The organism is Ruegeria sp. K3, from assembly GCF_056531845.1.
The window spans coordinates 115,828-139,404 of the sequence record NZ_JBQFMM010000003.1; the positions used below are offsets into that span (position 1 = coordinate 115,828).

The window sequence follows — 23,577 nt, forward strand, 5'->3', positions numbered from 1 at the left end:
CTTTGCCAAGCCTTTATTGTTCGAAGGTAAGAAGATGCCGTGCGCCCTTTGACTTTCGATACTGGAATTTGAAAACTCTAAGCTTCTCGTCATCGACCGCTTTGTCCCGATCTCGGAAACTGCAAAGTCTTGTTACGAATGTCCGGTTTGGGCAGGTAGCGGCCTATTAACCTGGAGGCTTGGCGGAGATGTCAATCATAGCGGTGAGCGTTGGTCGCGATGTTGCGTTCGTCGGCGTGCATCATATTTTTAGGGTCTTGGCGGCGCTTGTTTTGGCACCTGTCCTCGTAGCGGCTTTCACAAAGCCTTCCCGACTTAGCAATTAAGTTTGGCTGAATATGAATGATGAGGACACGAAAATTAATGTGTTTGTACTCTAGCCATGGTGAAAGTTCATTTCGCATTGCGATGTTCAAGAGAGGCATATGAGTTTGTGATCAGCGTCTCTTGGGGTTGGAGAAATCCAGGTTTCAGCAGATACCACGCCCGAGAAAACGAGCCGCGTGAGACGGCCTGATGGATTTTGGCCTTATCTGCCGCGCAGAGTTGGTCCTTCGTATTTGCTGGTAGTCAGGTAACGTTAGTTTGGGAGTAAGATATGGAATTACCAACACTAACGTACGAAATGATAGCCGTGCTGAGTCTATTGTCTTTTACGGTCTTACTTTTAGTTACCGAAATCATACGGATCGATGTTGCAGCAATTCTTGTTATGGTTTTGCTTGGCGCACTGAGCTATCTACCGGGGCTGGGTAATCTAGCCGATGTATCTAAGCTCTTTGAAGGTTTCTCCTCCAACGCTGTGATGTCCATCATCGCAGTTATGGTAATTGGGGCGGGGCTTGATAAGACTGGACTTATGTCAAAGGTTGCGGCCTTGATCCTCAAGAATGGTGGCACGACTGAGGCCCGGATTATCCCAATTATATCAACAACGGTTGGTGTCATCAGCTCTTTCATGCAGAACGTCGGAGCTGCTGCGCTTTTCCTTCCTGTTGTCAGCCGCATCTCAGCACGTACAGAAATCCCGATGAGTAGATTGCTGATGCCTATGGGGTTTTGCGCGATACTCGGTGGTACGATTACATTAGTCGGGTCGTCCCCCCTCATCCTGTTGAATGACCTGATTGTTTCGGCAAACTCATCCCTTCCTGCTGACCAGCAAATGGAGACATTTGGGCTGTTTTCAGTCACGCCTATCGGTGTGATGCTGATGCTGACTGGGGTGCTTTACTTTGTGCTCTTTGGTCGTTGGGTTCTCCCTGCGCAGCGGGATCGTGGAGAAGACGCAAGCGCAGCGCGGTCCATGCAGACCTATGTCGAAAACACCTATGGGCTAAGGGCTGATATGTTCGAGATACGTGTTCCTGAAGGTTCGATCATCATCGGGCAAACGCTCGCAGATCTAATGGTAGCCCATAACATGTACATTCTTGGCACGTCCTATCGTGGCCACAAGGTCATCGCGCCGATGGCTGATACCAAGATCGAAGCCCCGGCGCGGCTCGCAGTGCTTGGCCTGCGTCGGGTGGTTGAGCATCAGTTTGCTGAGCCTTACGGATTAGAGATCCTACCCCAACTAGATGTCTTTGCGGATGATTTCGCCGCGACCCAATCCGGGGTGGCCGAGGTTGTTATTCCGCCCGGTTCTTCAGTGATCGGCCAGACTCCGATTGATTTGCGCCTCCGTCAGACACATGGTTTGTCTCTGTTGGCCATTCAGCGCGGAGAAGAAACACTGAGCCACGTTGAAACCGAGGATCATTCAGCCACGCATATCGGGCAAATCCCTTTGCAGGCCGGTGATACGTGTGTGGTTCACGTGCAGTGGGACCGTCTGACACGACTGAAGTCGGACAGGGATTTTGTTGTCGTAACTTCAGACTTTCCCCAAGAAGAGTTACGGCCACACAAGGTCGGCTGGGCGCTTGCTTTCTTCCTAATAGCGTTGAGCTTAATTCTGTTTTCCGATCTGCGCTTGTCATTATGCCTGTTGATCGGCGCTATTGGGATGGTGTTGAGCCGGGTGCTCTCGATTGACGAAGCCTACGAGTCGATAAGTTGGAGTACTGTTTTTCTACTCGCTTCACTGATCCCGCTAGGTCAGGCGGTTCAGAACACCGGCACTGCGGATTGGATTGCAGCGCATGTGTTGGCCCTTCTGAAGGGGTGGCCGATCTGGTCTTTGCAAGCAGGGATTGCCGTTTTGGCAACGGCGTTCACGCTGGTCATGTCCAATGTAGGCGCAACTGTCCTGCTGGTGCCACTAGCAGTTTCTATTGCCGTATCCGCGGGTGGCAATCCGGCTGTGTTTGCTCTCACGGTGGCAATATCAACGTCCAACTCATTTTTGATCCCAACACACCAAGTGAACGCGTTGATCATGGGCCCGGCAGGCTACCGGGTGGTCGATTTCGTTCGCTCAGGTGGAATCATGACTCTCCTTTTCTTGGTTGTCTCAATGACCGGGCTTGCGATTTTCTTCTGAGCCGCCTCTCGGCGATCCGTACAGAAGAACTCACAATATATGGTTTTTGAGACCAAATTTTTTGGCGCGGATTCAAAACGTCTGCAAAAAGGGCCTCCTCCGCGAGGGACCGAAGCAATGTGTCCAATTCAACCAAACCTGAAGTCGGTATACGCTGGAACTGGACCGTTCTTGTTTTATCGATCACTGTTATTGGACCAAGACCGTCGGCATTTTTGGAGAGTTCACGATGAAGTTCCTTCGTACACCGGACCATCGGTTTGACGGGCTGCCAGATTTCAACTTTGGCCCGAACTATCTTGATGTGGATGACACCGAGGGAAGTCTTCTCCGACTGCATTATTTGGACGAAGGACCGGCCCATGCATCACCAGTATTGTTGATGCATGGAGAGCCAACCTGGTGCTTCCTTTACCGGCGCATGATTCCGTTATTCAAGGGCGCGGGCCATCGAGTTCTGGCTCCTGATTTGATTGGGTTTGGAAGGTCGGATAAACCAACAGAGCGATCCGACTACACCTACCAACGCCATGTAGACTGGATGTCCGAGTGGTTGCGGAAGGTTGACCTGACGGGCATCACGTTGGTTTGCCAGGACTGGGGTGGTCTAATAGGCTTGCGGTTGGTAGCGAGTATGCCCGAGCGGTTCTCGCGCGTAGTTGTGGCAAACACGGCCTTGCCCACCGGTGACGCACCCTTGAGTGAGGCATTTCTTTCATGGCGGGAATACTCGCAGTCCGTGCCTGAATTTAATTCGGGACGCATTGTATTCGGCGGCACATCATCCAAGATTTCCGATGAAGAAGTCGCAGCATACAACGCACCGTTCCCAGATGCGCGCTATCTGGCAGGCGCTCGAGAGTTTCCAGTGTTGGTGCCCGACTCGCCCGACAATCCAGCTTCAGAAGCCAACCGAGCCTCATGGAAAACCTTCAAGACCCTCAACACTCCGTTTCTGACTGTTTTTGGAGAAGATGACAGGGTCATGGCGGGCGTAGACAAACTGTTCCAAAAGTCGATCCCTGGGGCAGTTGGTCAAAATCATACAGTTGTGCCAAAAGCCGGGCATTTCATTCAAGAAGATGCCGGCACAGAACTAGCACATGCGACTTTGAAATTCATTGAGCAGACATAGCAGCTATCAGATTAGTGTCTTCCCCTGCGGCCTCAACTCACACCAAATTTGCTACGCAAATGCTCAGCTAAGGCTGTTATGCGACGTGGTTGGGCCCGGCTCGGTGGAAACATCATTTGCAAAGGTTTCGGCGGTGGGAGGAAGTCGCGCAAGACAGAAACAAGTCTGCCAGATTGAACATCGTCGCCGACATCCAGTTCGGACTTCAAGACGACCCCATGGCCTGCAATCGCCCAATCGCGGATGAGTGAACCATCATTGACAATTCGATTTCCCTTTACCGATACGCGCTGGGCATTTGGTCCTGATCCAAACTCCCAAACGTTGTCGAGCATGTCGCCAAACCTCATCACCAAGCAGTTGTGGTTTAATAGATCTTCTGGTTTTTTAGGCGTTCCGAATGAGGCCAGGTAACTTGGGGACGCACAAACGAAACGTTGGTAGCTTCCCAGATTTCTCAACCTGAGTGAGCTGTCCGTAATGTTGCCGAAGCGAACGGCGAGGTCGAAACCTTGGCCTACAAGGTCGACATAACCGTCCGAGAGGGACAGTTCGATTGAGACGGCAGGGTTCTTTTCGGTGAATTCGGCAATAACCTTGGAGACAATGCTCCGTCCCAAGTCAATGGGCGCGCTTATGCGAATTGGACCAGACAGAGTTTCGGCGCCGTGCCGAACAAGTGTGTCCAGGTCCGCAACCTCACTGAGAACGTTTCTTGCTCCATTAGCGAGTGTCCGGCCTTCTTCGGTCAGGCTAATGGAACGGGTGGTGCGGTTGAACAAAACCACGCCGTAATGTGCCTCCAGAGCCGCGAGCCGTTCGGACACTGTCGTACTCGACAACCCTGTCTCGCGCGCCGCGGCCACCAGACTGCCTTTCTCGGCTATGGTCAGAAACAAGCGAAGATTGTCTAAAAGCATTAAACGGAATTTCCGGATTATATGTTCGATCTTGCCCTGTTTATCCCGAAGGAGCTGCGGCGTAAATCTTGCGCATCGCTCAATAACACAAGGGATCTATTCCAATGGCCAAGCTGACAATCGTCGCCAACATCAAAGCCAACCCTGACAAAATTGACCTCGTAAAGGCCGAGCTGATCAAGCTCATCGACATAACCCGAGCCGAAGAGGGTTGCATCAACTATGACCTGCACCAGGACAACGACAACCCGGCTCATTTCGTGTTCTACGAAAATTGGGAAAGCCGAGAGCTTTGGCAAACCCACATGGGTGCTCAGCACCTTGCGGCTTACCTGGAAGCAACAGAAGGCGCCGTTGCAGAATTCGCCCTAAATGAGATGACAGTCATCGGTTGATAAAGAACCGGACAAAGGAGCACGTTATGAAAGCCGTGGGATACCTTAAGACAGGGTCGATTGATCGGGCGGACGCCTTAATCGACTTCGAGGCCGATAAACCGACGCCGAAAGGTCACGACTTGTTGGTGAAGGTGCAGGCCGTGTCAGTGAACCCAGTCGATACGAAAATTCGTCAAAAACGTGCTCCTGTAGGTCCAGCACCAGATATTCTGGGGTGGGACGCAGTAGGGATCGTCGAAGCAGTTGGCGAAGCGGTTGAGACTTTCAGTCTGGGAGATACAGTTTGGTACGCCGGGGCAATAAACCGGTCGGGAACCAATGCCGAGTTTCATCTGGTGGATGAACGTATCGTCGGGTCAGCGCCAAAGTCGATACCTGCAAAAGCAGCTGCGGCGATGCCGCTAACGACGCTTACTGCTTTTGAGATGCTGTTCGACCGCTTGCGGGTCCAAGATGCCGTTTCCGGCGGAACCAATACGTTGCTGGTTATTGGTGGCGCAGGCGGTGTAGGGTCAATCACCATTCAATTAGCACGGGCCCTCACTGACATGACAGTGATAGCGACGGCGTCCCGACCCGAGACACAAGACTGGGTTCGAGAGTTAGGTGCACACCAAGTCATCAACCACGCGGAACCTTTTGGCTCACAACTCAAGGCTCTCGGTATCGACAGCGTGGATTTCATCTATTCGACAAACCATTCCCAGCTTTATGCGTCCCAAGCTGGAGAGGTGATGACGCCCCAAGGTCGCTTTGGGTTGATCGATGATCCTGAGACCTTCGACATCGCGCCGTTCAAACCCAAATCGATCTCATTGCATTGGGAGTTCATGTACACTCGGTCGCTTTTTGGGACTGGAGATATGAATCGTCAAAGCGAAATCCTGAATCAGGTCGGCGGTTTGATAGACAATGGAAAGATCAGATCCACAGCAACCGATACACTTGGTAGGATCAATGCTGCAAACTTAAAGAAAGCGCATGCTATCCTTGAAAGCGGTAAGGCCAAAGGAAAACTCGTGCTTGAGGGTTTTTAGATGAGAATTGAGCGGCTGGATCATGTGAATATCGTGACGACTAGGTTGCCTGAGATGGTTACTTGGTATGAAAAGGTCCTGGGTTTGAAACACGGGGCCCGGCCCGATTTTCCGTTTCCCGGAGCATGGTTGTATGCGGGTAATCACGCCGTGGTTCATCTTGTGGGTCACGAAGGAACACCTAACGTTGGCACTGAAGTGAGGCTCAAGCTCGAGCATTTTGCGCTCTCAGCCACGGGGTTGAGCGCATTCGAAGAAAAACTGATCTCGAGTCAGATCCAGTATCGCAAAACTGAAGTCCCTGGGGCTGGAATGGTGCAAGTCCATGTGGCCGATCCTGATGGAAATCACATTCACATAGACTTTGAAGAAACCGAATAAGTGGCTAACCCGCGAATTAGTCGCAACGCAAAATCAAGCCGGTAACTTCTTGCCGATTAGGGAATGAGGTCCTTGCCGGGTTGCTTCCAAGACTTGCGTGGGACAACATTTTTTGGGCGGTGCAAACGTCGATTTGGAGATCAGTATGCCGGACCTCAAAACAAACAAGAAAAACGTCATCGCTTTCTACGAAATGATGTTCAACGAGTGTCGACCTGCCGAGGCCATAGAAATCTTTGTTGGGGAAACCTATACGCAGCACAACCCGCATGTTGGCGACGGCAAGCAAGCTTTTATCGAATATTTCGAGCGCATGGCCGCCGAATACCCGGGAAAGCGTGTGGACATCAAACGTGCGTTTGCCGAAGGCGATCACGTTATTCTGCATTGCCATCAAATCTGGCCCGATGGTCTCGAGTACGCAGGGATCGATATTTTTCGCCTGGATGTCGATGGGAAGGTTGTCGAGCACTGGGACGTTCTTCAGGAGGTTCCGGCAAACAGCGAGAATGACAATGGTATGTTTTGACTTCGTCGTTCTGACAGCGGTGCATGGAACTTCGAAAGCTCCTGTCAGCTAAACCACCAAGGTCCAAGGGTATAAGTCTTCTACAGCCTACACGAAGCTCAAACTCTGATCGAACAATGGAGGAGACACTACAACACAAAGCGGCCCCCGCAGTGCACTGGACTATCGCCCGCCAGCGCCCGAGACCATCATCCCAATGGATCACAGGCCGATGAGGCACTAACAATCAACTTGGACCAGTCAGACGAGGCTGCTCACAAAGACAAGCACGCTCTCAGTGTTTTGGTCATCGTGTTTCCTTTCGCTGTATTGCGCAGCAGGTCAGTCGCGACTGCAATTGCGTGCTAGAACAACCCTCTTCAATACCAAACTGATAGCAAAAACGCTTCACGTCTACTTCTTCCGACCTATCGCGAAAGAGCGTGCAACACCCAAACCGGTGTTTATACAAACAATTGCTTGGAACTGAGGTGCCCGGATCGGTTTTGATCCAAAACAAGGCTTTGAGTCTTTTGAGACACTAAACTCTGCGTCAGAAACCCTGTTTCAGGTGAAACGCTATGACCAAAAACCTATCGGTTTTTCTTATTTTGGCTGGTTTAGTATTTGCTGGTGCGTTGCTGTATGCCGTTGTTGCCGAGGATGGCGATGAATTGCCGGTCGGATTTGTGCAAGGAAACGGGCGGGTTGAAGCGGAACAAGTCGAAATAGCACCAACTAATGCAGGTCGGGTTGCGAAGGTATTCCCGTTGCTGACGAAATCACCTCAGTTGGAGTTGTAGCCTACGGGAGAGATCACGAGGCCCGCGTAGATGTCAGCGAGATTGGTTTCTATTGAAGGTTTCCCAAGAGAGGGCTGCAATCTTCAAATAGGTCTGTTTGGAACCGCGCGGGATCTAAATTTACAAACCATCTTCCCGATGGAATACATTCCTTTGATGCCCGAGCATCAATTTGGACAGGTCTGATCAGGCTGCTCAACAACAGCAACCGACATTGCCAATCCAATTGTCTTTGCTCATCGTTTCCAAGCGACTAAATTGGGTCCATGGAAGAAGTCACTCGACTGACCGAATGGATGATTACAGAAGGTCGTCGCTCCGGTGATCCTGTAAAGGTGGTGTCACAGTTTTGTTCCTCCTTGATCGAAGCCGGAGTGCCGCTATGGCGGGCAAACATTGGCCAGCGCTTTGCCAACCCATTGCTTATTGCCTGGGGGGTAGTTTGGACGCCTGAAGGCACCGACAGCTACGACGTCACGCATGAGACGATGTTGACAGATGGTTATGTCGGGAGTTCATTCGAGTATATTCTTGCGAACAGAAAGCCACTTCACAAAAGTCTTCGGCGACTGGACTTGGAAACAGAGCATTCATCCTATCTTGAATTTGCAGAGCAGGGCGGCACAGACTACTACGCTACTTTGCTCTATTACGGCGATGGATCGCTGCATGGATGTACGTTCGTTACTCAGGCAAAGGATGGATTCTCGCCCGAACATCTTAGGCTGATTGAAGCGGCCTTACCGGCCCTTTCTTCTGCCTTGGAACCTGTCACGATGCGAAAATCGTCTAAAGGTCTGCTTCGAACTTATTTAGGAGATGGACCTTCCGAGGCCGTCTGGAGCGGCAATATAAAGCGCGGAGAGCGAACAACTTTGGATGCCGTGGTGATGTTCTCTGATCTGCGAGGCTTTACAGCACTTTCCGAGACCTCTCCGGAAGAAGATATCTTCGACACGCTTAGCGACTATTTTGATCTGGTGGTTAAAGCCGTAGAGGACAACGGTGGAGACGTCCTCAAGTTCATGGGCGATGGCATCCTGTCGATCTTTACTATTGAAGCGCAAAAAGACCATGCCGACCGCTGCAGAATGGCGGCTCTTGCAGCGCAGAGTGTGCTGAGTGGTTTGAACGCTCTCAACACCAGACGAGACGGGTTTCAAAAACCGCCTTTGGATGTTGGTATTGGAATTAACGTCGGGCAGGTCAGCTATGGTAATATCGGCAGCCCCGGCAGGCTTGATTTCACAGTTCTGGGCGGGGCGGTGAACGTTGCAAGCCGAATTGAAGGTTTAACAAAATCAACTGGTCGGAGAGTGTTGGCGACGTCAGCCGTTGCAAGTGCTGCTCCGAACATGTTCGTTAGCTGTGGGAATCACGAAATACGTGGCCTTGCGCAGCCCATTGAGTTGTTCTTTCTCACTGAAGATGCACAATAGTCAGCTATAGTTATTCAAAACAATCTACCTTCGGCATCTTACGAAATTAGATGATCGCTAGAAATGAAACACAAAGCGCAAAAATCCACTAAGGCACGGCAAGCTGAACGTAACTGTTAGAGTAACCGGAAAACGGGACTTGCCCGTTGTCGTTCAGCTTCCCTGGAATGATGAACATGGCCATTGACTTTGGTAGCAGGCATTTTCCCGCCAGCAGTTGATAAAATGAATATCTAGTCTGAATTAAGAATTAGATATTGGGAAATATCTGCGACTGATGTCCTATTTCTTTTTTGCTGCCATCTTCGCAGGCGCCGGTGACGGCCAAGCGATCAAGTAGTTTGCAGAAACCTAAAGCTGGGACCCAATTGGTAAAATACTTAATAGCCCGGCAACTATGTGATCCCAGGCCGATCCTGTCGGCTCGAATTGGTACTCAAGAATGGTGCCATCATTGGCTCTTGTCGTCCATTTAAGCTGGCCAGCTTGCTCGAGCGTCACGTTATATGTGTATGCGGGTAGTGCGTCGTCCAAGGCTCCCATCGTCTGCGCAGTCAACGCTGGAGAGTCAATCAGAATTCCCATCTCGGTGTTGATGTTGACAGATCGCGGATCCCAGTTGAATGAACCCACGAACAAGTACTGGTCATCAATTGCAAATGCCTTGGAGTGCAGGCCTGACCTGGATTGAGCCCAGTTAATACCGCGGCGCTGGACTTGATAAGCGTCGGGTCGCAGCTCGTAGAGTTCTACTCCACCGCGTAGCAGTGCTCGGCGTTTCTTGGCGTAGTGTGCGTAAACGGGTGCGACGTCGTTAGATGCAAGTGAGTTGGTTACAACCTTTACGTCGACCCCACGGTTCTCGAGTTCGGTCAGCCATTTCACACCGTTGTTGCGCGGCACGAAGTAGGCGGACACGATGTTCACTTCACTGCTGGCATTCTCAAAGTACGGAAGCAATTGAGATGCAAGAACGGGACCTGAGTTTTCGAGGCCCGCGGCCTTTGAAGGCGGATCAGCATAAAGTTTCGCTGGCAGCCAATCCAGTAACAGGGCACCATCCGCGAAGTTCTCTTTTGCCGACTTTCTGAGCGCTGCGCCGTACTGCGTTTGCTTCGCTTCCTCGACGAGTTCATTCAACCTGCTGCGCGCATCGCTCAGGTCAAATTCTTCGGGTTCTCCGACAACCACGCGAGCCGGAACAGCGAATTCGCTGTTCCAGTAAGCGTCAAAGCTACGTGACACTTCGCGTACAACTGGGCCTGCGGCCAGCACATCCAGATCAGCATAGTTCATTTCTTCCCGCGCCAAAAAATACTCGGCACCGATGTTTCTCCCACCTACAATCGTGAACACGTTGTCTGCTGTCATGGACTTGTTGTGCATTCTGCGATTGATGCGTTTGAAATCAGTCAGACCCGCGATCAAAAGGCTCTGATCTCGCCAGAACGGGTTGAACAGCCTTATTTCAATGTTTTTGTGATTGTCCAACGCAGCGGTCATCGCGTCGTAGCCGGACGTATCCATATCATCCAACAACAGCCTAACACGAACACCCCGATCCGCCGCTTGCAAGAGACTGGCAGCGAACAGGTGACCGGTTGGGTCGTCGTGCAGAAGATAGTATTGCGCGTCTATCGTTCGCTCGGCCGCAGTGGCCAACAGCAGCCGTGATACGAGCGCTTCTTCTCCATCACTGATCAGCTTGATGCCTGACCGACCGTCTTTAGGATCCCCAAGGCGATTGGCCGCCTGACCCAGAGCCGTGCTGGAATTTGCCGGTAGCGCAGCTGATACCGTCTTTTCATACGTGCGGGTTTTCGGAGCGCAAGCGACAAGAAACAGCGCGCAATAAACACTAATCACGAACTTCCACAGCGCCATTGGCTTTCTCCAACCCTATGCCCTAGGTGACTACGCCCGAGCGCGCGATTGCAAGTTTGTTCTATGAAGCCTGAGGTTGTTTTGTTCGCTAGTGTTGATTTCGTAACTCTCACAAGCGCCATGTTGTTGGTTTGCGATTTCGACACACCCCTAGATCCAACGGACTATGGCAGAACCCAGATGCGTCGAACCACACCGCTCGTAACCAGTTTCCGTGTTATAAGTCTCTGATCAGGTAAAATGATGCTCTCTGATTTTGGAAGTTTAGGTGCTCTTAGCATTGACGTGTTACGATTCCGCCCCACAGTTTTGACGCAGATTTTCGGAGCATGCAGAGTGTTTGTGAGGACCACCGCCTTATTGATTTTTGCTGTGTCGACCCCGGCCACGGCATTGCAGCTTCGCGAAACAGGGCGTTATGAACTTAATCAGCCCGCAAGTCTTGACTACGATCCGACCTTTTGTGGGTTGTGGATTGCGAACGAGGGGCCCGAGGCAATTCTCGTTACATTGCAAGGTGATGAATTGCGCCGTATATCCAGCGATCTCTTTCGGATCAAAGCAATTGCTGTTGAAGGGGATCACTTGTTGCTGGGCGATGGTCTCGGCAGTCTTCAACGTGTCACCAAGGACGGATCACGCCTGGGAGCACCCTTCGAATTGGAAGGTGGTTTCGCGGATACGGAAGGAATTGCGATCAACGCCAAGGGACAGATCGTGACCGTAGAGGATGACCCCGAACGGTTGTCGTGGTTCACCTCAGAGGGTGCATTGACGGCGAGGTTGGATACCATGAAGCTCTCTCCTCCCTTGAGTGAGGCGCAGGGGATCGCGATTGATCCGCGTACCGGCCACATGTTGATTGTTGATGACTGGGAAGGGTCAAACAGCCTGTATGAGTTCACGGCAGATGGCCAACTTCTCGCCCAGCAAAGTTTGTTAGAATTCGGAACCGATCCAGAAGGCCTCGCCATTAGGCCGGGGTCCAATCAACTGTTCGTTGCATTCGACGGTGGCGCGAAGATTGTGACATTTGACTACACGCCCACTTTGCCTGAAGGATCGCCGCCGCTCCCGCCGGGCGCGGATTGCATGATGTTCTGAAAATTTGGTTGCTTGCTTCGGCTGGCGCAGGTTTCGGCTAGTCGCGCTCGCTGTCCAAAGTTTCGCGTATGAGCGTCAGATTAGGCAATGATTCATGGAATGGTTCAGGCCCGAGTTCGGACAAAACTGGAGCCAGGGATTCCGACATCCGCTCCATACAAGTTTTCAAAAACTCAGCGCCTTGCGGTGTAGGCCGAGCAATTTTCGAACGCTTGTCATTGGGGTTGGCTTCAAGAGTAATCAGGTCATGATTTTCAAGACTGGAGAGCATGTGCGTCATCGAAGTTTTAGGCACTTGAAACGCGTTCGAAAGTTGCTGTGGAGTTTCACCCTCGGGACGCCGTACCAGATGGCCCAAAATTCCGAATTGAGTCGCCGTCATTCTACCAGGCAAGAACGTTTCCAGCTTGGTCGAGATCAACTGATTGATGATCCCGACCTCGGTGAAGAATCGGTAAACTTCGGTGGTCTCATCTTCAGGCTTCATTCAGAATTCGTGTCTCCAGCGGCCAGCGGGGTGTGGCAATTGGTTCAGGTCCATACCCCAAACGCAGCAACATTTGCACCGTGTGGTCCGGTGACGCAAGAATCTCATGCGCCAGAGCGTATTCATCGGCCATCTCAGGATATTCCTGAAGGGCCTGGCTGACAGGATGAACGCCTAGGCCCATTTCGGTTGTCTTCAGGTAGAAACGCATCAACTGACGTCCAGCATCAAGTTGATCGCTTCGCGTATTTGTGGCTGTCGCGAGGACTGCGTATTGCGGTGTCGCGTCTAGCATAGCGAAGTAGTCTTGCATGTGCGCCTGAGTGCCTGGGTGATCAACGTTCATCAGGGTCTCGTTGTCCAATAGGCCAGTAAGTCGCAGCGTTTCCAGCATGGGATCACGCAGTTCAATCCCGTCTGGGTTTGCGTTGATTTCTGCTTTGCCGATCCGCATCAGGTCGACGGATTCTCTAAGGGTCTGTGGAGTTCGCATTTCGATTTCAAAAGCGCGTTTTGTGAGGTCTCGAATACGGGCCACTAGATCCTCATCGGAAATCAGAGTGGCATAGTTTTCAAGGACCGATATTTCCGCCTCAGAGAGCCGCTGTTCAGTGTACGGTTCTTTATTTGAATGTCGGTTGAGGATTTGATCTGAGAGTGGATCGGATGCCCCGCCAGATACAAACATCGCTTCTGCGATAGGTCCGTCATTCCCACCTGGCAGTAACTCGACCTCTGTATCAAACCCCTGTGCACCTGCTGCTAGAACCATCGTCTCAACAAATGCACCGAGGCCAATATAGAGCTGGCGGTGGTAAGGATCGGTTTCAGGAAGCTCACGTTCAGGATCACGGTGGATGCGCACTTTGTCTTGCCCAACCAACTCGATCAGCCAAGGTTGCAAATTGTGCGGATTGGGGGCGAGAATTGCGTAGGACAAAGCAGCCTTGCGTGGGTCATCATACGGTTTTGGCGTCCACGGAGCTAAAGCTTCATGGGGCGTACGTGTCGTGAGAAACCCAGCCGCGCCCGTTGCCGCCAGTATTGTGCCTCCGCCTAGAATCTTGAGAAAACGTCTTCGGTTTGGCATCTTGACTCTCCAATAGTACGATATCGAACTAAATTAATACGAAATCGTACTATTTCAACCCCAATCGATGCAGTGATTGTTTGAGCGACTAGAAAAAAGAAAATCAGAGCAGCCGGAGGCAACTGCGGGTTGCCGTTATCGACAAGTATTCGGAGCGCCTTTAGTACCGGAAATAAGCAGTTACTTTAGTTGACTAACGACCGGATACGAGAAGATCAGAGGCTGTTGAGCCGATGCTTTTCGAGTATCTCGCAAAGCATAGCCTTGGCTTGCAGCCTGTGTTCTCGATGACGTTCACGGGCGACATCCGGACGACCTTCACTAATCGCTTGGAAAACAACCCGATGATCTTCATTGGATTTGACGGGCAGGGGTCTGATGAACAAGGTCGTTGCGCGCGCGCGGCGCACCTGGTCGCTCATCATGGCGACAATCGCTTCGACCCGTTTGTTGCCGCCCAACCGAACGAGTTCTTGATGAAATAACTCATCGGCCTCGGCCCAGGCTTCAAGATCTTCGGCTTCGATGGCTCGGTCCATCTTCGCAATTGATCCAGCAAGTACCGAAAGTTCATCTTCTGAATAACCCGCTTCGGCAGCGCGTTGTGCAGCGAGGCTCTCGAGCTCCGTCAGGATGTCGTAGATTTCACGCATATCGTCTGATGAAACCGGCAGTATCCGCACGCCTTTGCGGGGCCGCATCTCCAACAACCCCTTGCTTTCCAACATCAGCGCAGCTTCCCGTATCGGGGTGCGGGACATACCAAGGGTTTCGGCGAGTTCCGACTCCAGGTGGTCAGTTCCGGCTGCAAGTTCGCCAGACAGGATCATCTGCCGCAAATCCCTAACGGCGCGTTGCGTATTGGAAAGAGTTTTTGCGTCTTGACCCTTCACGGCGTCTCCAGGTTGATCTTTCGTCCCTCCGCAGCCGAGAGATAGATGCTCTCTTCGATGCGGATCACGTCCAAATAGTCTCGAGCCGTGTTTTCCAGCGGCGTGCCCTTTACAAGGCCTGAAACGACGTGACTTTGCAAGGCGTGGACGCAATCGCCGCCAAATCCATTATGATCGCTTGGAGGTAGAATTTGCTGCTGCGCCTGCTTTCCAAAAGCGCGGAGTTCAACTGAACCATCGCCGTTAAGAACCAATGATCCTGTTGTTCCTTCAATGAGGGCTTCACCCATAGTTTGACGCAGGTTTTTGGCGCTGTGGTCAAGACACCTGTTCCCATCGAACAGAGCTTTCAAACCGTTGGGATGATCAAACAGGATATAGCCGGCATCCTCACCCGCGATAATGGGGTTCACTTGGCGCAAGTCCGCATAAACTGCGCTGGGCGCATCGAACAAGAATCGGAATGTGTCTACCCAGTGAACTGCTGTTTCATGAACCAGGAAACGTGGCATGTCCTGAAAATACGGCTGCCGGTCAAGATAGGCGCGTGGTCCTTGTCCGTCGCCAGGCCGAAGCCGGAAAGTAGCTTGTAGAGGTGTACCAATTCGACCCTCGGTCATCGCCTCTTTGATCGCGCGATACCAAGGTTGAAAGCGAAAGTTCTCGTGTACAACAATAGTTGCTCCTACCGCTTCGGCCTCTGAAACAATTTTCTCAGCTTCATGCAGCGACATGCAGAAAGGTTTTTGGCAGATCAACCACTTTATTCCAGAGCGCAACGCCGTTCGGATGGCATCGGCCTGCGCCAAAGGTGGAAGGATGATGTCCACGAGATCTGGTTTTTCCGCCTCCAGCATTTTTGACAGATCATCGTAAGCGGCCAATCCTGTTTCTTTCGCCTTTTTGATGTCACGGTTGCAGGATGCAATCGGAACCGCTCCGGGCATTCGAGACCAGCTTTCGTAGTGGAACTTGCTGAAATACCCCGCACCTACGCACGCGACCGTGATGGCTTGTTGAGTATTCATGCCAGCAATGCTTCCAATACCGATGAGGCTGCTTCCTGCGTTCCTGCTGTGCCACCTAGGTCACGCGTCAGGTTTTGACCGCTCTCAGTCACCTTTTCCACGGCTTCCCGTAAACGTTCGCCATCTTTGGACAGTTCTGGATGATTATGGGTCAACCCTAACCATTCAAGCATCATTGCTGCAGACAGGATCATCGCGAAAGGATTGGCAATGTCTTGTCCCGCAATGTCCGGAGCAGAGCCGTGACAGGGTTGGAACACGGCGTGGTTCAACCCGATATCTGCTGAAGGAGCCAATCCAAGACCGCCCATAAGGCCGGCGCCAAGGTCAGAAAGGATGTCGCCGAACATGTTTTCAGTCACCAAAACATCGAATTCCCAAGGCTTCTGCACCATCCAAAGCGCAGTGGCATCAACATAAGCATGGTCTGCCCGCAATTTGGGATGGCGAGCGGCTTCAGCGTCAAACATCGATCTGAAGAATGCAAAGGCGCGGAACACATTGGCCTTGTCGACACAGGTAACCCGCCCCTTGCCACGCCCTGAAGCCTTTCGGTTTTTGGCAAGTTCAAACGTGAACCGGAATAGCTTTTCAGATATCTCGCGCGTGATCAAAAGGGTTTCACGTGCCTCGTCTTCGGTGACTTCCCCCGCGCCTTGAGTGAAGAACAACCCTTCAGTGCTTTCACGAATCAAGACAAAGTCGATCTCTTTTCCGGGAGGCAGCGCCAAGGGGGTCATTTGTCCGCTGCTAACCTTTACCGGACGCACGCCGGCAAAAAGGCCGAGCTGCTTCCGCAGGTCGATCTGTGGTGAAATCTCGGTTCCATCAGGATAGCGAACATCCGGCAAACCCATTGCAGATAGCAGAATCGCATCTGCCTTGCGTGCAGTTTCAAGTGAACCAGTCGGAAACGATTCTCCAGTTTTGGCGTAGTGGCCTGCGCCTGCTGGAGCGTCTGTAAACGCTAGGTCGTAGCTGGGATTGTTGCCGGAGAGCTGCCGCAGGATTTCAAGCGTAGGGGCCATAATTTCCGGGCCGATCCCGTCCCCGTGGAACACCGCGACATCGTAGTTCTTTTTCATCTTGGCCCGCTTCCTTCCAGTTTCGCATTCATAGCGCGATAGCAGCTTTCGCTACAGTCCGTTGACAATGCATTCTTTAATGTATACGCAAATAAATGCAATAATAAACGCAAAGATGTTTGGGAGGACTTGGAAATGAAACTGAAGTTAGGGCAGTTGGCGGCTGCAGCCGTGATTGCAACCGGGATTTCAGGGGCTGCTACCGCGCAGGATTACCCTTACCGTGATATCACCACAGCTGTGGTCTGGGGGGCCGGTGGCGGCACGGACACGATCAACCGAATGATCATGGCCGAAATGGAAAAACACCTTCCAGTCTCGATCAATGTGATTAACCAAACCGGTGGGGTCGCAGGCTCCAACGGCATGGTCTACGTCATGAACCAACCAGACGATGGCTATACACTGGTTGGTCTGTCTGAATCGAACGTCACCGCTGCTGTGCAGGGCGGTTGGGACAAGAAATTTGACTTTTGGTATCCGTTTATTGTTGGCGGATCACCCGATCTGATCTCGGTTCCGGCGGACAGCCCTTACAATACTCTGGAAGAACTGGTCGACGCTGCCAAAGCCGCTCCTGGCACTATTCCCGCTGCCGCGTCCGGCGCGGGTTCGATCCACCACTTGAATCTTCTCGCCATCGAGAAAGGGTCCGGTGCAGAGTTCAAGTTTGTTCCATACAAAGGCTCAGCGCCCGGGCAGGAAGCGGCGATAGCAGGTGAGGTTGCGTTGGTTGTGACTTCGCTGGCTGAACAAGCTCCTTTGATCGAAGGCGGACAGTTGAAGCCACTTGCGATGTTGACACCGGAAGATGCGCAGATTGCCGGAGCTACAGTGCCATCTGCCTTTAGCATCTATGACGGTCTCGACAAGTATCTGCCGCTAAAACAAGCCATCGGATTTGCCGTTCACAGCTCGGCTGGAGATGATGTGAAGGCGGCCCTCGGCGATGCGTTCGAGCAGGCGATTGCATCCGATACCGTCGCTGAATGGGCTGAGGCAAACAATTATGATGTCGGTGGTCAACACGGCGAAGAAGCTCAAGAATTATTTGCGAACCTTGAGGCTACTTTTGCCTATACCTTGCAAGATTTGGGCGCTGCCACGGTCGATCCAGCCTCGCTGGGTATCGAGAAGCCCTAATCCGATCAATTTTGGAAGGGCGCGTTTGATCGCGCCCTTTCCTCTAGGAGGCAGGCATGGACAAAATCGACGAAACACTGGTCATGCGGACCCGCGATTTCTGGGCTGCTATTGTTCTAATAACAGTGTCCGTCTTTTTCCTTTGGAAAACGTTGGACATCCCACTTTGGGGTGAAAACCGCGCAGGTGTAAGTGGGTCGGACTGGTACAACTCGGCTGCAATTGTACCGTTGTTCATCTTCGGTGGATTGCTTGTGTTGTCCTTCGTCTTGTTGGCTACTTCGATCCGCTCAGGTGGAGCCCAAAACGCGCTCACGGCTTTGGGGATCGGATGGGATAAGTGGGAAGCCTATCGAGCATCAACAATAGGCCTGATCCTTCTTGCATACGTCGTCGGACTGGTTCCCAGAGTGGACTTCATATTGTGCTCGGGGTTACTGATTACTGCTTTGACTTACGGCTACTACGGCGGTCACGCGCGGCGTGCTTTGGTAGCCTGTATCGCAGTTGTCTCTGCCGGACTTTTTGCGTTCGCCGTGTTTCCCGCGCAGGCGGAATGGAATGCACACGGTGATGATTGGTTTACACTGGCCCTATGGGTCTCGCTATCATTTGTGGTGTTGATCAAATCGGCTTCCGAACGCGTTTTGCGGTTTGTGCCAGTCGTCGCAATACTGGCCCCGCTGATCCTCGTCTGCGCGATGGCCTTTATTTTCCGACAGAACGTGCCCGCGCGCGGGGGGCTGATCTTCAAGCAAATCGAATACCACTACTACGTGACGCTTCGTCCGTTATGGAAAGACTGACCGGATGGACTTTATCCTTTCGCAACTGGCTGGGTTTGGGACCGCATTCGTTGGTCTGGCAGTGGACCCGCTGACCTATCTGTATTTGATTGCTTCCGTGTTCCTAGGCATCACGTTCGGCGCGTTGCCCGGCCTGACCGCAACGCTGGCAGTGACGATCCTGACGGGATTTTTCGGCAACAAGATCCCATTGGACTATTCGCTTATCGCTTTGCTCGGGGCCTATGTCGGCGCGATTTACGGCGGCTCTTACCCGTCTATTCTGCTGAACATACCTGGCACAGCAGCCAGCGCGGCGACGGCCATGGATGGCTACCCTCTGGCCAAAGCAGGTCGAGGGGGCGAAGCACTTGGTCTGACCACAACGGCCAGCTTTATCGGTACGGTTATCGGGACGATCACGCTTTTGATTTTTGTCTGGGCACTGCTTTTGGTTTCGAAGAACATCGCGAGTCCGGAAAAAGCACTCTTGGCTTTGTTTGGCATCCTTCTATCTGGCACACTTATGAGCGAGGATCTGGTGATCAAGGGATGGATCGCCGGTCTGATCGGGCTTGCAATGTCTATGGTAGGGCTCGATCCGCTTCTGTCTGAGCCGCGCTATACTTTCGGCTGGTCTTACTTATTGAGCGGGATTCAGGTTGTGCCCGTTTTGATGGGGGCTTTTGCGATACCTCAAATCATCGACGGTCTAAGGCATGTTGAAGCCGGGAAAGTTCTGGCACTGAAGGGCCGTATTCTTCCAAACCTTCGCTCTATTCGACGCTACCTGCCGACCATAGGCCGTTCAGGGGTAATTGGGACCGGGGTGGGAGCGCTTCCTGGCGTGGGCGAAGATGTCGCCGGTTGGGTCAGCTACGGTGTCGGCAAGACCGTATCTGCCGAGGGCGACAAGTTCGGAAAAGGTTCATTGGAAGGTCTGCTATGCTCTGAAACAGCAAACAACGCCTGCATTGGGGGCGCGCTAATCCCGCTTTTGGTTTTGGGCATTCCCGGTTCGCCACCCGCCGCGGCTTTGATGGGGGCTTTCAAGATCAACAACGTGATCCCGGGCCCCACGATAGACCCCGAGATCATTCTGCGCGTAGTCGCAATCCTAGTGCTGGCATCCCTGACTATGTTCTTGATGGGCCTGTTCACTGCTCGGGTCTTTATCAAAATACTCGCCATACCGCAGACCATCTTCTTGCCGGTTGTGATGGTTCTGACAACAATCGGGTCCTTCAGCGTCGGTGGTGGCATCAATGATCTCTACCTGATGCTTGGTGTCGGCGCCGTCGCCTATTTTATGAACCTGATGAAGTACCCAATCGCTCCATTGGTCATTGGGGTTATACTGGGAAGCCTGTTTGACGAAACTTTCCGCCGATCGCTGTTCTTGTCGGACGGGGATCTTTCTGTCTTCTTTTCGCGACCCGGTGCGGCCATTCTACTTGTGCTCAACGTTGGTCTGATCCTCAGCCAACTGCCCATGGCAAAGCGCGCTTTCTTACGTTTGAAAGGACTTTCCGTCTGATGTTTGTGGTTACCGTCACCTTCACTCTCAAGCCCGGTACGAGAGAAACCTTTTTGCCGCTAATGGTCGAAAACGCTTCAACCTCTTTGCGTGAAGAACCCGGATGCCAGCAGTTTGACGTTTGCCTCGGCGACGATCCCGAGACAGTTTTTCTCTATGAGGTTTATGATGACAGCGTGGCGTTCTCCGCCCACCTAGAAAGCGCGCATTTCCAGTCCTTCGATACGGCTGTGGCTGATATGATCGCCACCAAGACTGTTCAACAGTATTCCGAGGTCATCCGATGAACGATTGGGAAATTCACGCCGTGAAATACGCGGATCGCAATGCCCGCACTCGACGCGACAGCTTCATATTGGATGACAATCACGATGCACCTCACGCGATGGACTATTTCGTTTGGGTGCTCAAGCGTGGCAACAAAGTTATACTGGTCGATACCGGATACGACAGCGACGAGGCAGCCGCCCGTGGACGTCCCATTGTGATGGACCCACGCGAGGCTTTGCGCCCATTGGACATCATGCCCGAAGCGGTGACCGAGGTTATCGTGACCCATCTCCATTATGACCACGCTGGGGGGCTGCATATGTTCCCAAATGCGAAGTTGCACATGCAATCGGCGGAAATGGCCTTCGCTACAGGTCCCTGCATGTGCCACGACCACTTACGCGCGCCTTTCTCGGCGGGCCATATCTGCGAGGTCGTAAAGCGCCTCTATTCAGGCAAGGTCGTGTTCTACGACGGAGAGGCCGAGATAGCAGATGGGGTGACCGTACACTGTATCGGCGGGCATTCGCGGGGGTTGCAATGTGTTCGTGTAAGAACAGCAGCCGGGTGGATGGTTCTGGCCTCGGATGCCTCGCATTACTACGAGAATTTCATGGCGCGAAAAGCTTTTCCCATCGTCGTCGACCTGCAGGACATGATGGATGGTTTCGAGACACTCGAGAAGTTAGTCTCGCATCCTCGACTTATCGTGCCCGGCCATGATCCACTTGTGCGCGAGATTTTTCCCATCGGAGCAGCACCGCACATCCATAGGCTGGATCCTGGGCCGACGAAGGACATTAGAATATGCTAATCGGCGTCATAGCGGACGATTTCACTGGTGCGAGCGACATTGCGAACACCTTGGCAAAGGGCGTCGAGCCGGAAGGTGGATTAAGAACCGCGCAGTTTCCAGGTATTCCGGATACCCCGGCCGACAAAGAGATCGAAGCGGGTGTCGTCTCACTCAAGAGCCGCACTGCACCTGTCGAAGAAGCTGTTGCGGACAGCCTGCGAGCCCTGCGATGGCTTAAAGATCAAGGATGCCGCCAGTTCATCTTCAAGTATTGCTCGACTTTTGATTCCACTAGGCAGGGAAATATCGGCCCGGTTGCGGAAGCGTTGGCCAACGAACTGGGCGCGCAAAAGGTGGTTTTCTGTCCAGCCTTTCCGACAACGGGGCGCACCATCTATCACGGCCATCTATTTGTGTTCGGCAAGCTGTTGAACGAGTCCGGGATGGAAAATCACCCTCTTACTCCGATGACGGATGCCGACATCAAGCGTTGGTTGCAATATCAGACCCAAGAAGCGGTTGGGTTGGTTTCAATTGACGCCGTGACGCAAGGACCAGAGGCGATTGCTACTGCTTTGCGGAACGTCGACGAACGCTTTGTGATCGGTGATGCGATTTCGGACGAGGATTTGCTGGCCTGGGGCGAGGCTCTGAAGGATGCCCAGCTCATTACTGGGGGATCTGGGATAGCGCTGGGGCTACCCAAGAACTTCGTCAGAAAAGCTTCGTCCAAAAGAGGTGGCAGTGTATTCACAGGTATCGCTGGGCCCGCCGCTATCCTTGCAGGGTCTTGCTCAGGTGCGACCCGTGGTCAGATCGATGTTCATGCGAAATCCCATCCGACCTTCGCCATTGACGTTCCGGGTGTTATGTCCGGGGATGTGACTATGCAAACGCTTCTGGATTTCTTTGAAACGCATTTAGGTCAGGCACCGCTAGCGTATTCATCGGGAAGCCCGGAGGATGTGCGGGCGATCCAAGACCAATTCGGTCGGGAAGCGGTTGCAGAAAAACTGGATAGTCTCTTTGCAGTTACCGCCCGAGAACTTGTCCAAAAGGGCTACAAGCGATTGGTGGTGGCAGGGGGGGAGACGTCGGGAGCTGTCGCAAAGGCTGTTTCTGAGGCACTGGGATCACCGGCCATGTCACTAGGGCCAGAGATCGACCCGGGCGTACCAGTCTTGAGCGTTGGAAAAACTGAACCCATTGCGCTGGCTCTAAAGTCTGGAAACTTCGGCGCTCCGGACTTTTTCGCTAGGGCGCTCAAAATGATGGAGGCAGGCAAATGAGTTCTGAAGAACAGGTACTGCGACAACAGATGTCCGAGCTGTGCGCCTCGCTGTTTGCGCGTGGATTCTCCGTCGGCACTGCTGGAAACGTCTCTGCACGTCTGCACGACGGCATCCTCATGACACCAACCAATTCCACCTTGGGCGATATCGACCCCGAGCGCATCGCTAAGATTGATTTGGATGGCAACCACGTCTCCGGTGACAAGCCGACCAAGGAGGTCTTTCTGCACCAAGCCTTCTATGAGACGCGGCCAGAAGCTGGCGCCGTGGTCCATCTGCATTCGACCTGGGCCACTGCACTGTCGTGTCTGGAAGACACCGATCCAGACGACTGTATTCCACCGCTTACGCCATATGTGGTTATGCGTGTCGGCACGGTCAAAATGGTTCCATACGTCAAGCCGGGCGACCCGACGTCCGGTGATTTGATCCGTGAACTGGACGGCAATTATAGTGCTGTTCTGCTGGCCAATCACGGACCCGTCGTATCGGGAAAGGACCTCTTCTCAGCGATCTGTGCGGCAGAAGAGTTAGAAGAAACAGCCAAGCTGCTCGTGACACTGCGCGGCCTGCCAACCCGCCTACTGGATGCAGAACAAGTCGCAGAACTCAAAGAGACTTTCGGAAGGATTTGATCTGGCACCAAAATGGTGCGTGTGCAAACTATCGGGCAAATCGTGCAAAGTTATCCGGTGACTTACCTCAGCAGATCTCAAGCGATACAACCCAGCAAACGATTGGCGGAGAACGAGTTTTTTATAAGGCCACGTTCACCACTATAGACGGTACTGATAACTATGTCCTCTACCCTTTAGAGGTATCGACGACAGCGGGTGACTATTATGGCGGGGCAAGTAGCTGGTTCTTTTCGACGACCGGGCCTTGCTAGAAGGCGTTCCGCTTGCATTAGCCAGCATAAGCACAAACAATCCGAACAAGATGAATTACGTATGCTTTGTCGATGGAACAGCAATCGAAACAGCCACAAGTAGCGTAATTGTTGAAGGCCTCTCAGGCGGTGATGAGATGATCCAGGCGGATGGGAGACCAGTTAAGATTTGATGGGTTGGCGCT

General features: G+C 52.6%; 24 protein-coding genes and 1 pseudogene. 18 read left to right on the forward strand and 7 right to left on the reverse strand.

From position 1 onward, the window contains the following. The first annotated feature begins 179 nt into the window (after positions 1-179). The 3 genes from ACR0MP_RS07085 to ACR0MP_RS07095 all read left to right on the forward strand — a co-directional run bounded on the left by ACR0MP_RS07085 (position 180) and on the right by ACR0MP_RS07095 (position 3,623). A complete protein-coding gene (locus tag ACR0MP_RS07085) occupies positions 180-326 on the forward strand; it encodes an AbrB family transcriptional regulator (protein WP_480886218.1) in 147 nt (48 codons plus the stop codon). 272 nt (positions 327-598) lie between these two features. Then, positions 599-2,488 (forward strand): SLC13 family permease, encoded by a 1,890-nt coding sequence (locus tag ACR0MP_RS07090; protein ID WP_480886220.1) that lies wholly within the window; start codon positions 599-601, stop codon positions 2,486-2,488. Positions 2,489-2,717: 229 nt separating this feature from the next. Further along, positions 2,718-3,623, forward strand: coding sequence for a haloalkane dehalogenase (locus tag ACR0MP_RS07095; RefSeq protein WP_170408606.1), 906 nt, complete (start codon positions 2,718-2,720; stop codon positions 3,621-3,623). Positions 3,624-3,655: 32 nt separating this feature from the next. Here the strand turns inward: ACR0MP_RS07095 and ACR0MP_RS07100 are convergent, their stop codons facing one another. After that, positions 3,656-4,543 (reverse strand): LysR family transcriptional regulator, encoded by an 888-nt coding sequence (locus ACR0MP_RS07100; protein WP_170408605.1) that lies wholly within the window; start codon positions 4,541-4,543, stop codon positions 3,656-3,658. A gap of 104 nt (positions 4,544-4,647) precedes the next feature. On the opposite strand from ACR0MP_RS07100, the gene ACR0MP_RS07105 reads away from it, so the two are divergent. The 7 genes and pseudogenes from ACR0MP_RS07105 to ACR0MP_RS07135 all read left to right on the forward strand — a co-directional run bounded on the left by ACR0MP_RS07105 (position 4,648) and on the right by ACR0MP_RS07135 (position 9,109). Beyond that, positions 4,648-4,938, forward strand: coding sequence for a putative quinol monooxygenase (locus ACR0MP_RS07105; RefSeq protein WP_170408604.1), 291 nt, complete (start codon positions 4,648-4,650; stop codon positions 4,936-4,938). Further along, on the forward strand, positions 4,935-5,978 hold the full coding sequence (locus ACR0MP_RS07110) for a zinc-binding alcohol dehydrogenase family protein (protein WP_480893717.1): 1,044 nt from the start codon (positions 4,935-4,937) through the stop codon (positions 5,976-5,978). Before ACR0MP_RS07105 ends, ACR0MP_RS07110 begins: the two co-directional genes overlap by 4 nt. Further along, positions 5,979-6,359, forward strand: coding sequence for a VOC family protein (locus tag ACR0MP_RS07115; protein ID WP_170408603.1), 381 nt, complete (start codon positions 5,979-5,981; stop codon positions 6,357-6,359). Between the two features lie 145 nt (positions 6,360-6,504). Then, complete coding sequence (locus tag ACR0MP_RS07120; RefSeq protein WP_480886222.1) at positions 6,505-6,888, forward strand: nuclear transport factor 2 family protein; 384 nt, start codon at positions 6,505-6,507, stop codon at positions 6,886-6,888. A gap of 75 nt (positions 6,889-6,963) precedes the next feature. Further along, a pseudogene (locus ACR0MP_RS07125) lies at positions 6,964-7,111 on the forward strand (integrase core domain-containing protein); the annotation flags it as partial. Between the two features lie 337 nt (positions 7,112-7,448). Next, positions 7,449-7,670, forward strand: a complete 222-nt coding sequence (locus ACR0MP_RS07130) for a hypothetical protein (RefSeq protein WP_480886224.1) — start codon at positions 7,449-7,451, stop codon at positions 7,668-7,670. Positions 7,671-7,936: 266 nt separating this feature from the next. Next, positions 7,937-9,109 (forward strand): adenylate/guanylate cyclase domain-containing protein, encoded by a 1,173-nt coding sequence (locus ACR0MP_RS07135; RefSeq protein WP_480886226.1) that lies wholly within the window; start codon positions 7,937-7,939, stop codon positions 9,107-9,109. Positions 9,110-9,460: 351 nt separating this feature from the next. Here the strand turns inward: ACR0MP_RS07135 and ACR0MP_RS07140 are convergent, their stop codons facing one another. Next, entirely contained in the window at positions 9,461-10,993 is a 1,533-nt protein-coding gene (locus tag ACR0MP_RS07140; protein WP_170408446.1) for a phospholipase D family protein, read from the reverse strand. Between the two features lie 240 nt (positions 10,994-11,233). Between ACR0MP_RS07140 and ACR0MP_RS07145 the strand changes: the two genes are divergently transcribed. Then, positions 11,234-12,097 (forward strand): hypothetical protein, encoded by an 864-nt coding sequence (locus ACR0MP_RS07145; RefSeq protein ID WP_480893719.1) that lies wholly within the window; start codon positions 11,234-11,236, stop codon positions 12,095-12,097. A 37-nt stretch (positions 12,098-12,134) separates the two neighbouring features. On the opposite strand, the gene ACR0MP_RS07150 is transcribed toward ACR0MP_RS07145, so the two are convergent. The 5 genes from ACR0MP_RS07150 to ACR0MP_RS07170 form a co-directional block, all read right to left on the reverse strand. Then, positions 12,135-12,584 carry a MarR family transcriptional regulator gene (locus ACR0MP_RS07150; RefSeq protein ID WP_170408445.1) on the reverse strand — a complete coding sequence of 150 codons (450 nt, stop codon included), beginning with the start codon at positions 12,582-12,584 and terminating at the stop codon, positions 12,135-12,137. After that, positions 12,574-13,674 (reverse strand): Acg family FMN-binding oxidoreductase, encoded by a 1,101-nt coding sequence (locus ACR0MP_RS07155; RefSeq protein WP_480886230.1) that lies wholly within the window; start codon positions 13,672-13,674, stop codon positions 12,574-12,576. The genes ACR0MP_RS07150 and ACR0MP_RS07155 overlap by 11 nt, the downstream gene beginning before the upstream one ends. A 215-nt stretch (positions 13,675-13,889) precedes the next feature. Then, complete coding sequence (locus ACR0MP_RS07160; RefSeq protein ID WP_170395106.1) at positions 13,890-14,567, reverse strand: GntR family transcriptional regulator; 678 nt, start codon at positions 14,565-14,567, stop codon at positions 13,890-13,892. Continuing rightward, complete coding sequence (locus ACR0MP_RS07165) at positions 14,564-15,595, reverse strand: Gfo/Idh/MocA family protein (protein ID WP_480886232.1); 1,032 nt, start codon at positions 15,593-15,595, stop codon at positions 14,564-14,566. Before ACR0MP_RS07165 ends, ACR0MP_RS07160 begins: the two co-directional genes overlap by 4 nt. Next, on the reverse strand, positions 15,592-16,680 hold the full coding sequence (locus tag ACR0MP_RS07170; RefSeq protein WP_480886234.1) for an isocitrate/isopropylmalate dehydrogenase family protein: 1,089 nt from the start codon (positions 16,678-16,680) through the stop codon (positions 15,592-15,594). Before ACR0MP_RS07170 ends, ACR0MP_RS07165 begins: the two co-directional genes overlap by 4 nt. A gap of 135 nt (positions 16,681-16,815) precedes the next feature. On the opposite strand from ACR0MP_RS07170, the gene ACR0MP_RS07175 reads away from it, so the two are divergent. From ACR0MP_RS07175 to otnC, 7 genes are read left to right on the forward strand one after another with little or no spacing between them, the layout of a single operon-like run. Beyond that, the gene (locus ACR0MP_RS07175) at positions 16,816-17,823 is read left to right on the forward strand and encodes a tripartite tricarboxylate transporter substrate binding protein (RefSeq protein ID WP_170408440.1); all 1,008 of its coding nucleotides are present in this window, start codon (positions 16,816-16,818) and stop codon (positions 17,821-17,823) included. A 56-nt stretch (positions 17,824-17,879) separates the two neighbouring features. Then, positions 17,880-18,629 (forward strand): hypothetical protein, encoded by a 750-nt coding sequence (locus tag ACR0MP_RS07180; RefSeq protein WP_480886236.1) that lies wholly within the window; start codon positions 17,880-17,882, stop codon positions 18,627-18,629. Between the two features lie 4 nt (positions 18,630-18,633). Then, the gene (locus ACR0MP_RS07185; RefSeq protein WP_480886238.1) at positions 18,634-20,145 is read left to right on the forward strand and encodes a tripartite tricarboxylate transporter permease; all 1,512 of its coding nucleotides are present in this window, start codon (positions 18,634-18,636) and stop codon (positions 20,143-20,145) included. Next, a complete protein-coding gene (locus ACR0MP_RS07190; protein ID WP_170408438.1) occupies positions 20,145-20,432 on the forward strand; it encodes a putative quinol monooxygenase in 288 nt (95 codons plus the stop codon). The genes ACR0MP_RS07185 and ACR0MP_RS07190 overlap by 1 nt, the downstream gene beginning before the upstream one ends. Beyond that, on the forward strand, positions 20,429-21,229 hold the full coding sequence (locus ACR0MP_RS07195; protein ID WP_170408437.1) for an N-acyl homoserine lactonase family protein: 801 nt from the start codon (positions 20,429-20,431) through the stop codon (positions 21,227-21,229). The genes ACR0MP_RS07190 and ACR0MP_RS07195 overlap by 4 nt, the downstream gene beginning before the upstream one ends. Continuing rightward, entirely contained in the window at positions 21,223-22,500 is a 1,278-nt protein-coding gene (gene otnK / locus ACR0MP_RS07200; protein ID WP_170597193.1) for a 3-oxo-tetronate kinase, read from the forward strand. The genes ACR0MP_RS07195 and otnK overlap by 7 nt, the downstream gene beginning before the upstream one ends. Then, positions 22,497-23,138 (forward strand): 3-oxo-tetronate 4-phosphate decarboxylase, encoded by a 642-nt coding sequence (gene otnC / locus ACR0MP_RS07205; RefSeq protein ID WP_170408435.1) that lies wholly within the window; start codon positions 22,497-22,499, stop codon positions 23,136-23,138. The genes otnK and otnC overlap by 4 nt, the downstream gene beginning before the upstream one ends. Positions 23,139-23,577: the final 439 nt, after the last annotated feature.

Bases quoted from the DNA above. Each gene is read 5' to 3' on its own strand.
- ACR0MP_RS07090 (WP_480886220.1), top strand. From the start codon at position 599: ATGGAATTACCAACACTAACGTACGAAATGATAGCCGTGCTGAGTCTA.
- ACR0MP_RS07095 (WP_170408606.1), top strand. From the start codon at position 2,718: ATGAAGTTCCTTCGTACACCGGACCATCGGTTTGACGGGCTGCCAGAT.
- ACR0MP_RS07100 (WP_170408605.1), bottom strand. From the start codon at position 4,543: ATGCTTTTAGACAATCTTCGCTTGTTTCTGACCATAGCCGAGAAAGGC.
- ACR0MP_RS07105 (WP_170408604.1), top strand. From the start codon at position 4,648: ATGGCCAAGCTGACAATCGTCGCCAACATCAAAGCCAACCCTGACAAA.
- ACR0MP_RS07115 (WP_170408603.1), top strand. From the start codon at position 5,979: ATGAGAATTGAGCGGCTGGATCATGTGAATATCGTGACGACTAGGTTG.
- ACR0MP_RS07120 (WP_480886222.1), top strand. From the start codon at position 6,505: ATGCCGGACCTCAAAACAAACAAGAAAAACGTCATCGCTTTCTACGAA.
- ACR0MP_RS07130 (WP_480886224.1), top strand. From the start codon at position 7,449: ATGACCAAAAACCTATCGGTTTTTCTTATTTTGGCTGGTTTAGTATTT.
- ACR0MP_RS07135 (WP_480886226.1), top strand. From the start codon at position 7,937: ATGGAAGAAGTCACTCGACTGACCGAATGGATGATTACAGAAGGTCGT.
- ACR0MP_RS07140 (WP_170408446.1), bottom strand. From the start codon at position 10,993: ATGGCGCTGTGGAAGTTCGTGATTAGTGTTTATTGCGCGCTGTTTCTT.
- ACR0MP_RS07145 (WP_480893719.1), top strand. From the start codon at position 11,234: ATGATGCTCTCTGATTTTGGAAGTTTAGGTGCTCTTAGCATTGACGTG.
- ACR0MP_RS07150 (WP_170408445.1), bottom strand. From the start codon at position 12,584: ATGAAGCCTGAAGATGAGACCACCGAAGTTTACCGATTCTTCACCGAG.
- ACR0MP_RS07155 (WP_480886230.1), bottom strand. From the start codon at position 13,674: ATGCCAAACCGAAGACGTTTTCTCAAGATTCTAGGCGGAGGCACAATA.
- ACR0MP_RS07165 (WP_480886232.1), bottom strand. From the start codon at position 15,595: ATGAATACTCAACAAGCCATCACGGTCGCGTGCGTAGGTGCGGGGTAT.
- ACR0MP_RS07170 (WP_480886234.1), bottom strand. From the start codon at position 16,680: ATGAAAAAGAACTACGATGTCGCGGTGTTCCACGGGGACGGGATCGGC.
- ACR0MP_RS07175 (WP_170408440.1), top strand. From the start codon at position 16,816: ATGAAACTGAAGTTAGGGCAGTTGGCGGCTGCAGCCGTGATTGCAACC.
- ACR0MP_RS07180 (WP_480886236.1), top strand. From the start codon at position 17,880: ATGGACAAAATCGACGAAACACTGGTCATGCGGACCCGCGATTTCTGG.
- ACR0MP_RS07185 (WP_480886238.1), top strand. From the start codon at position 18,634: ATGGACTTTATCCTTTCGCAACTGGCTGGGTTTGGGACCGCATTCGTT.
- ACR0MP_RS07190 (WP_170408438.1), top strand. From the start codon at position 20,145: ATGTTTGTGGTTACCGTCACCTTCACTCTCAAGCCCGGTACGAGAGAA.
- ACR0MP_RS07195 (WP_170408437.1), top strand. From the start codon at position 20,429: ATGAACGATTGGGAAATTCACGCCGTGAAATACGCGGATCGCAATGCC.
- otnK (WP_170597193.1), top strand. From the start codon at position 21,223: ATGCTAATCGGCGTCATAGCGGACGATTTCACTGGTGCGAGCGACATT.
- otnC (WP_170408435.1), top strand. From the start codon at position 22,497: ATGAGTTCTGAAGAACAGGTACTGCGACAACAGATGTCCGAGCTGTGC.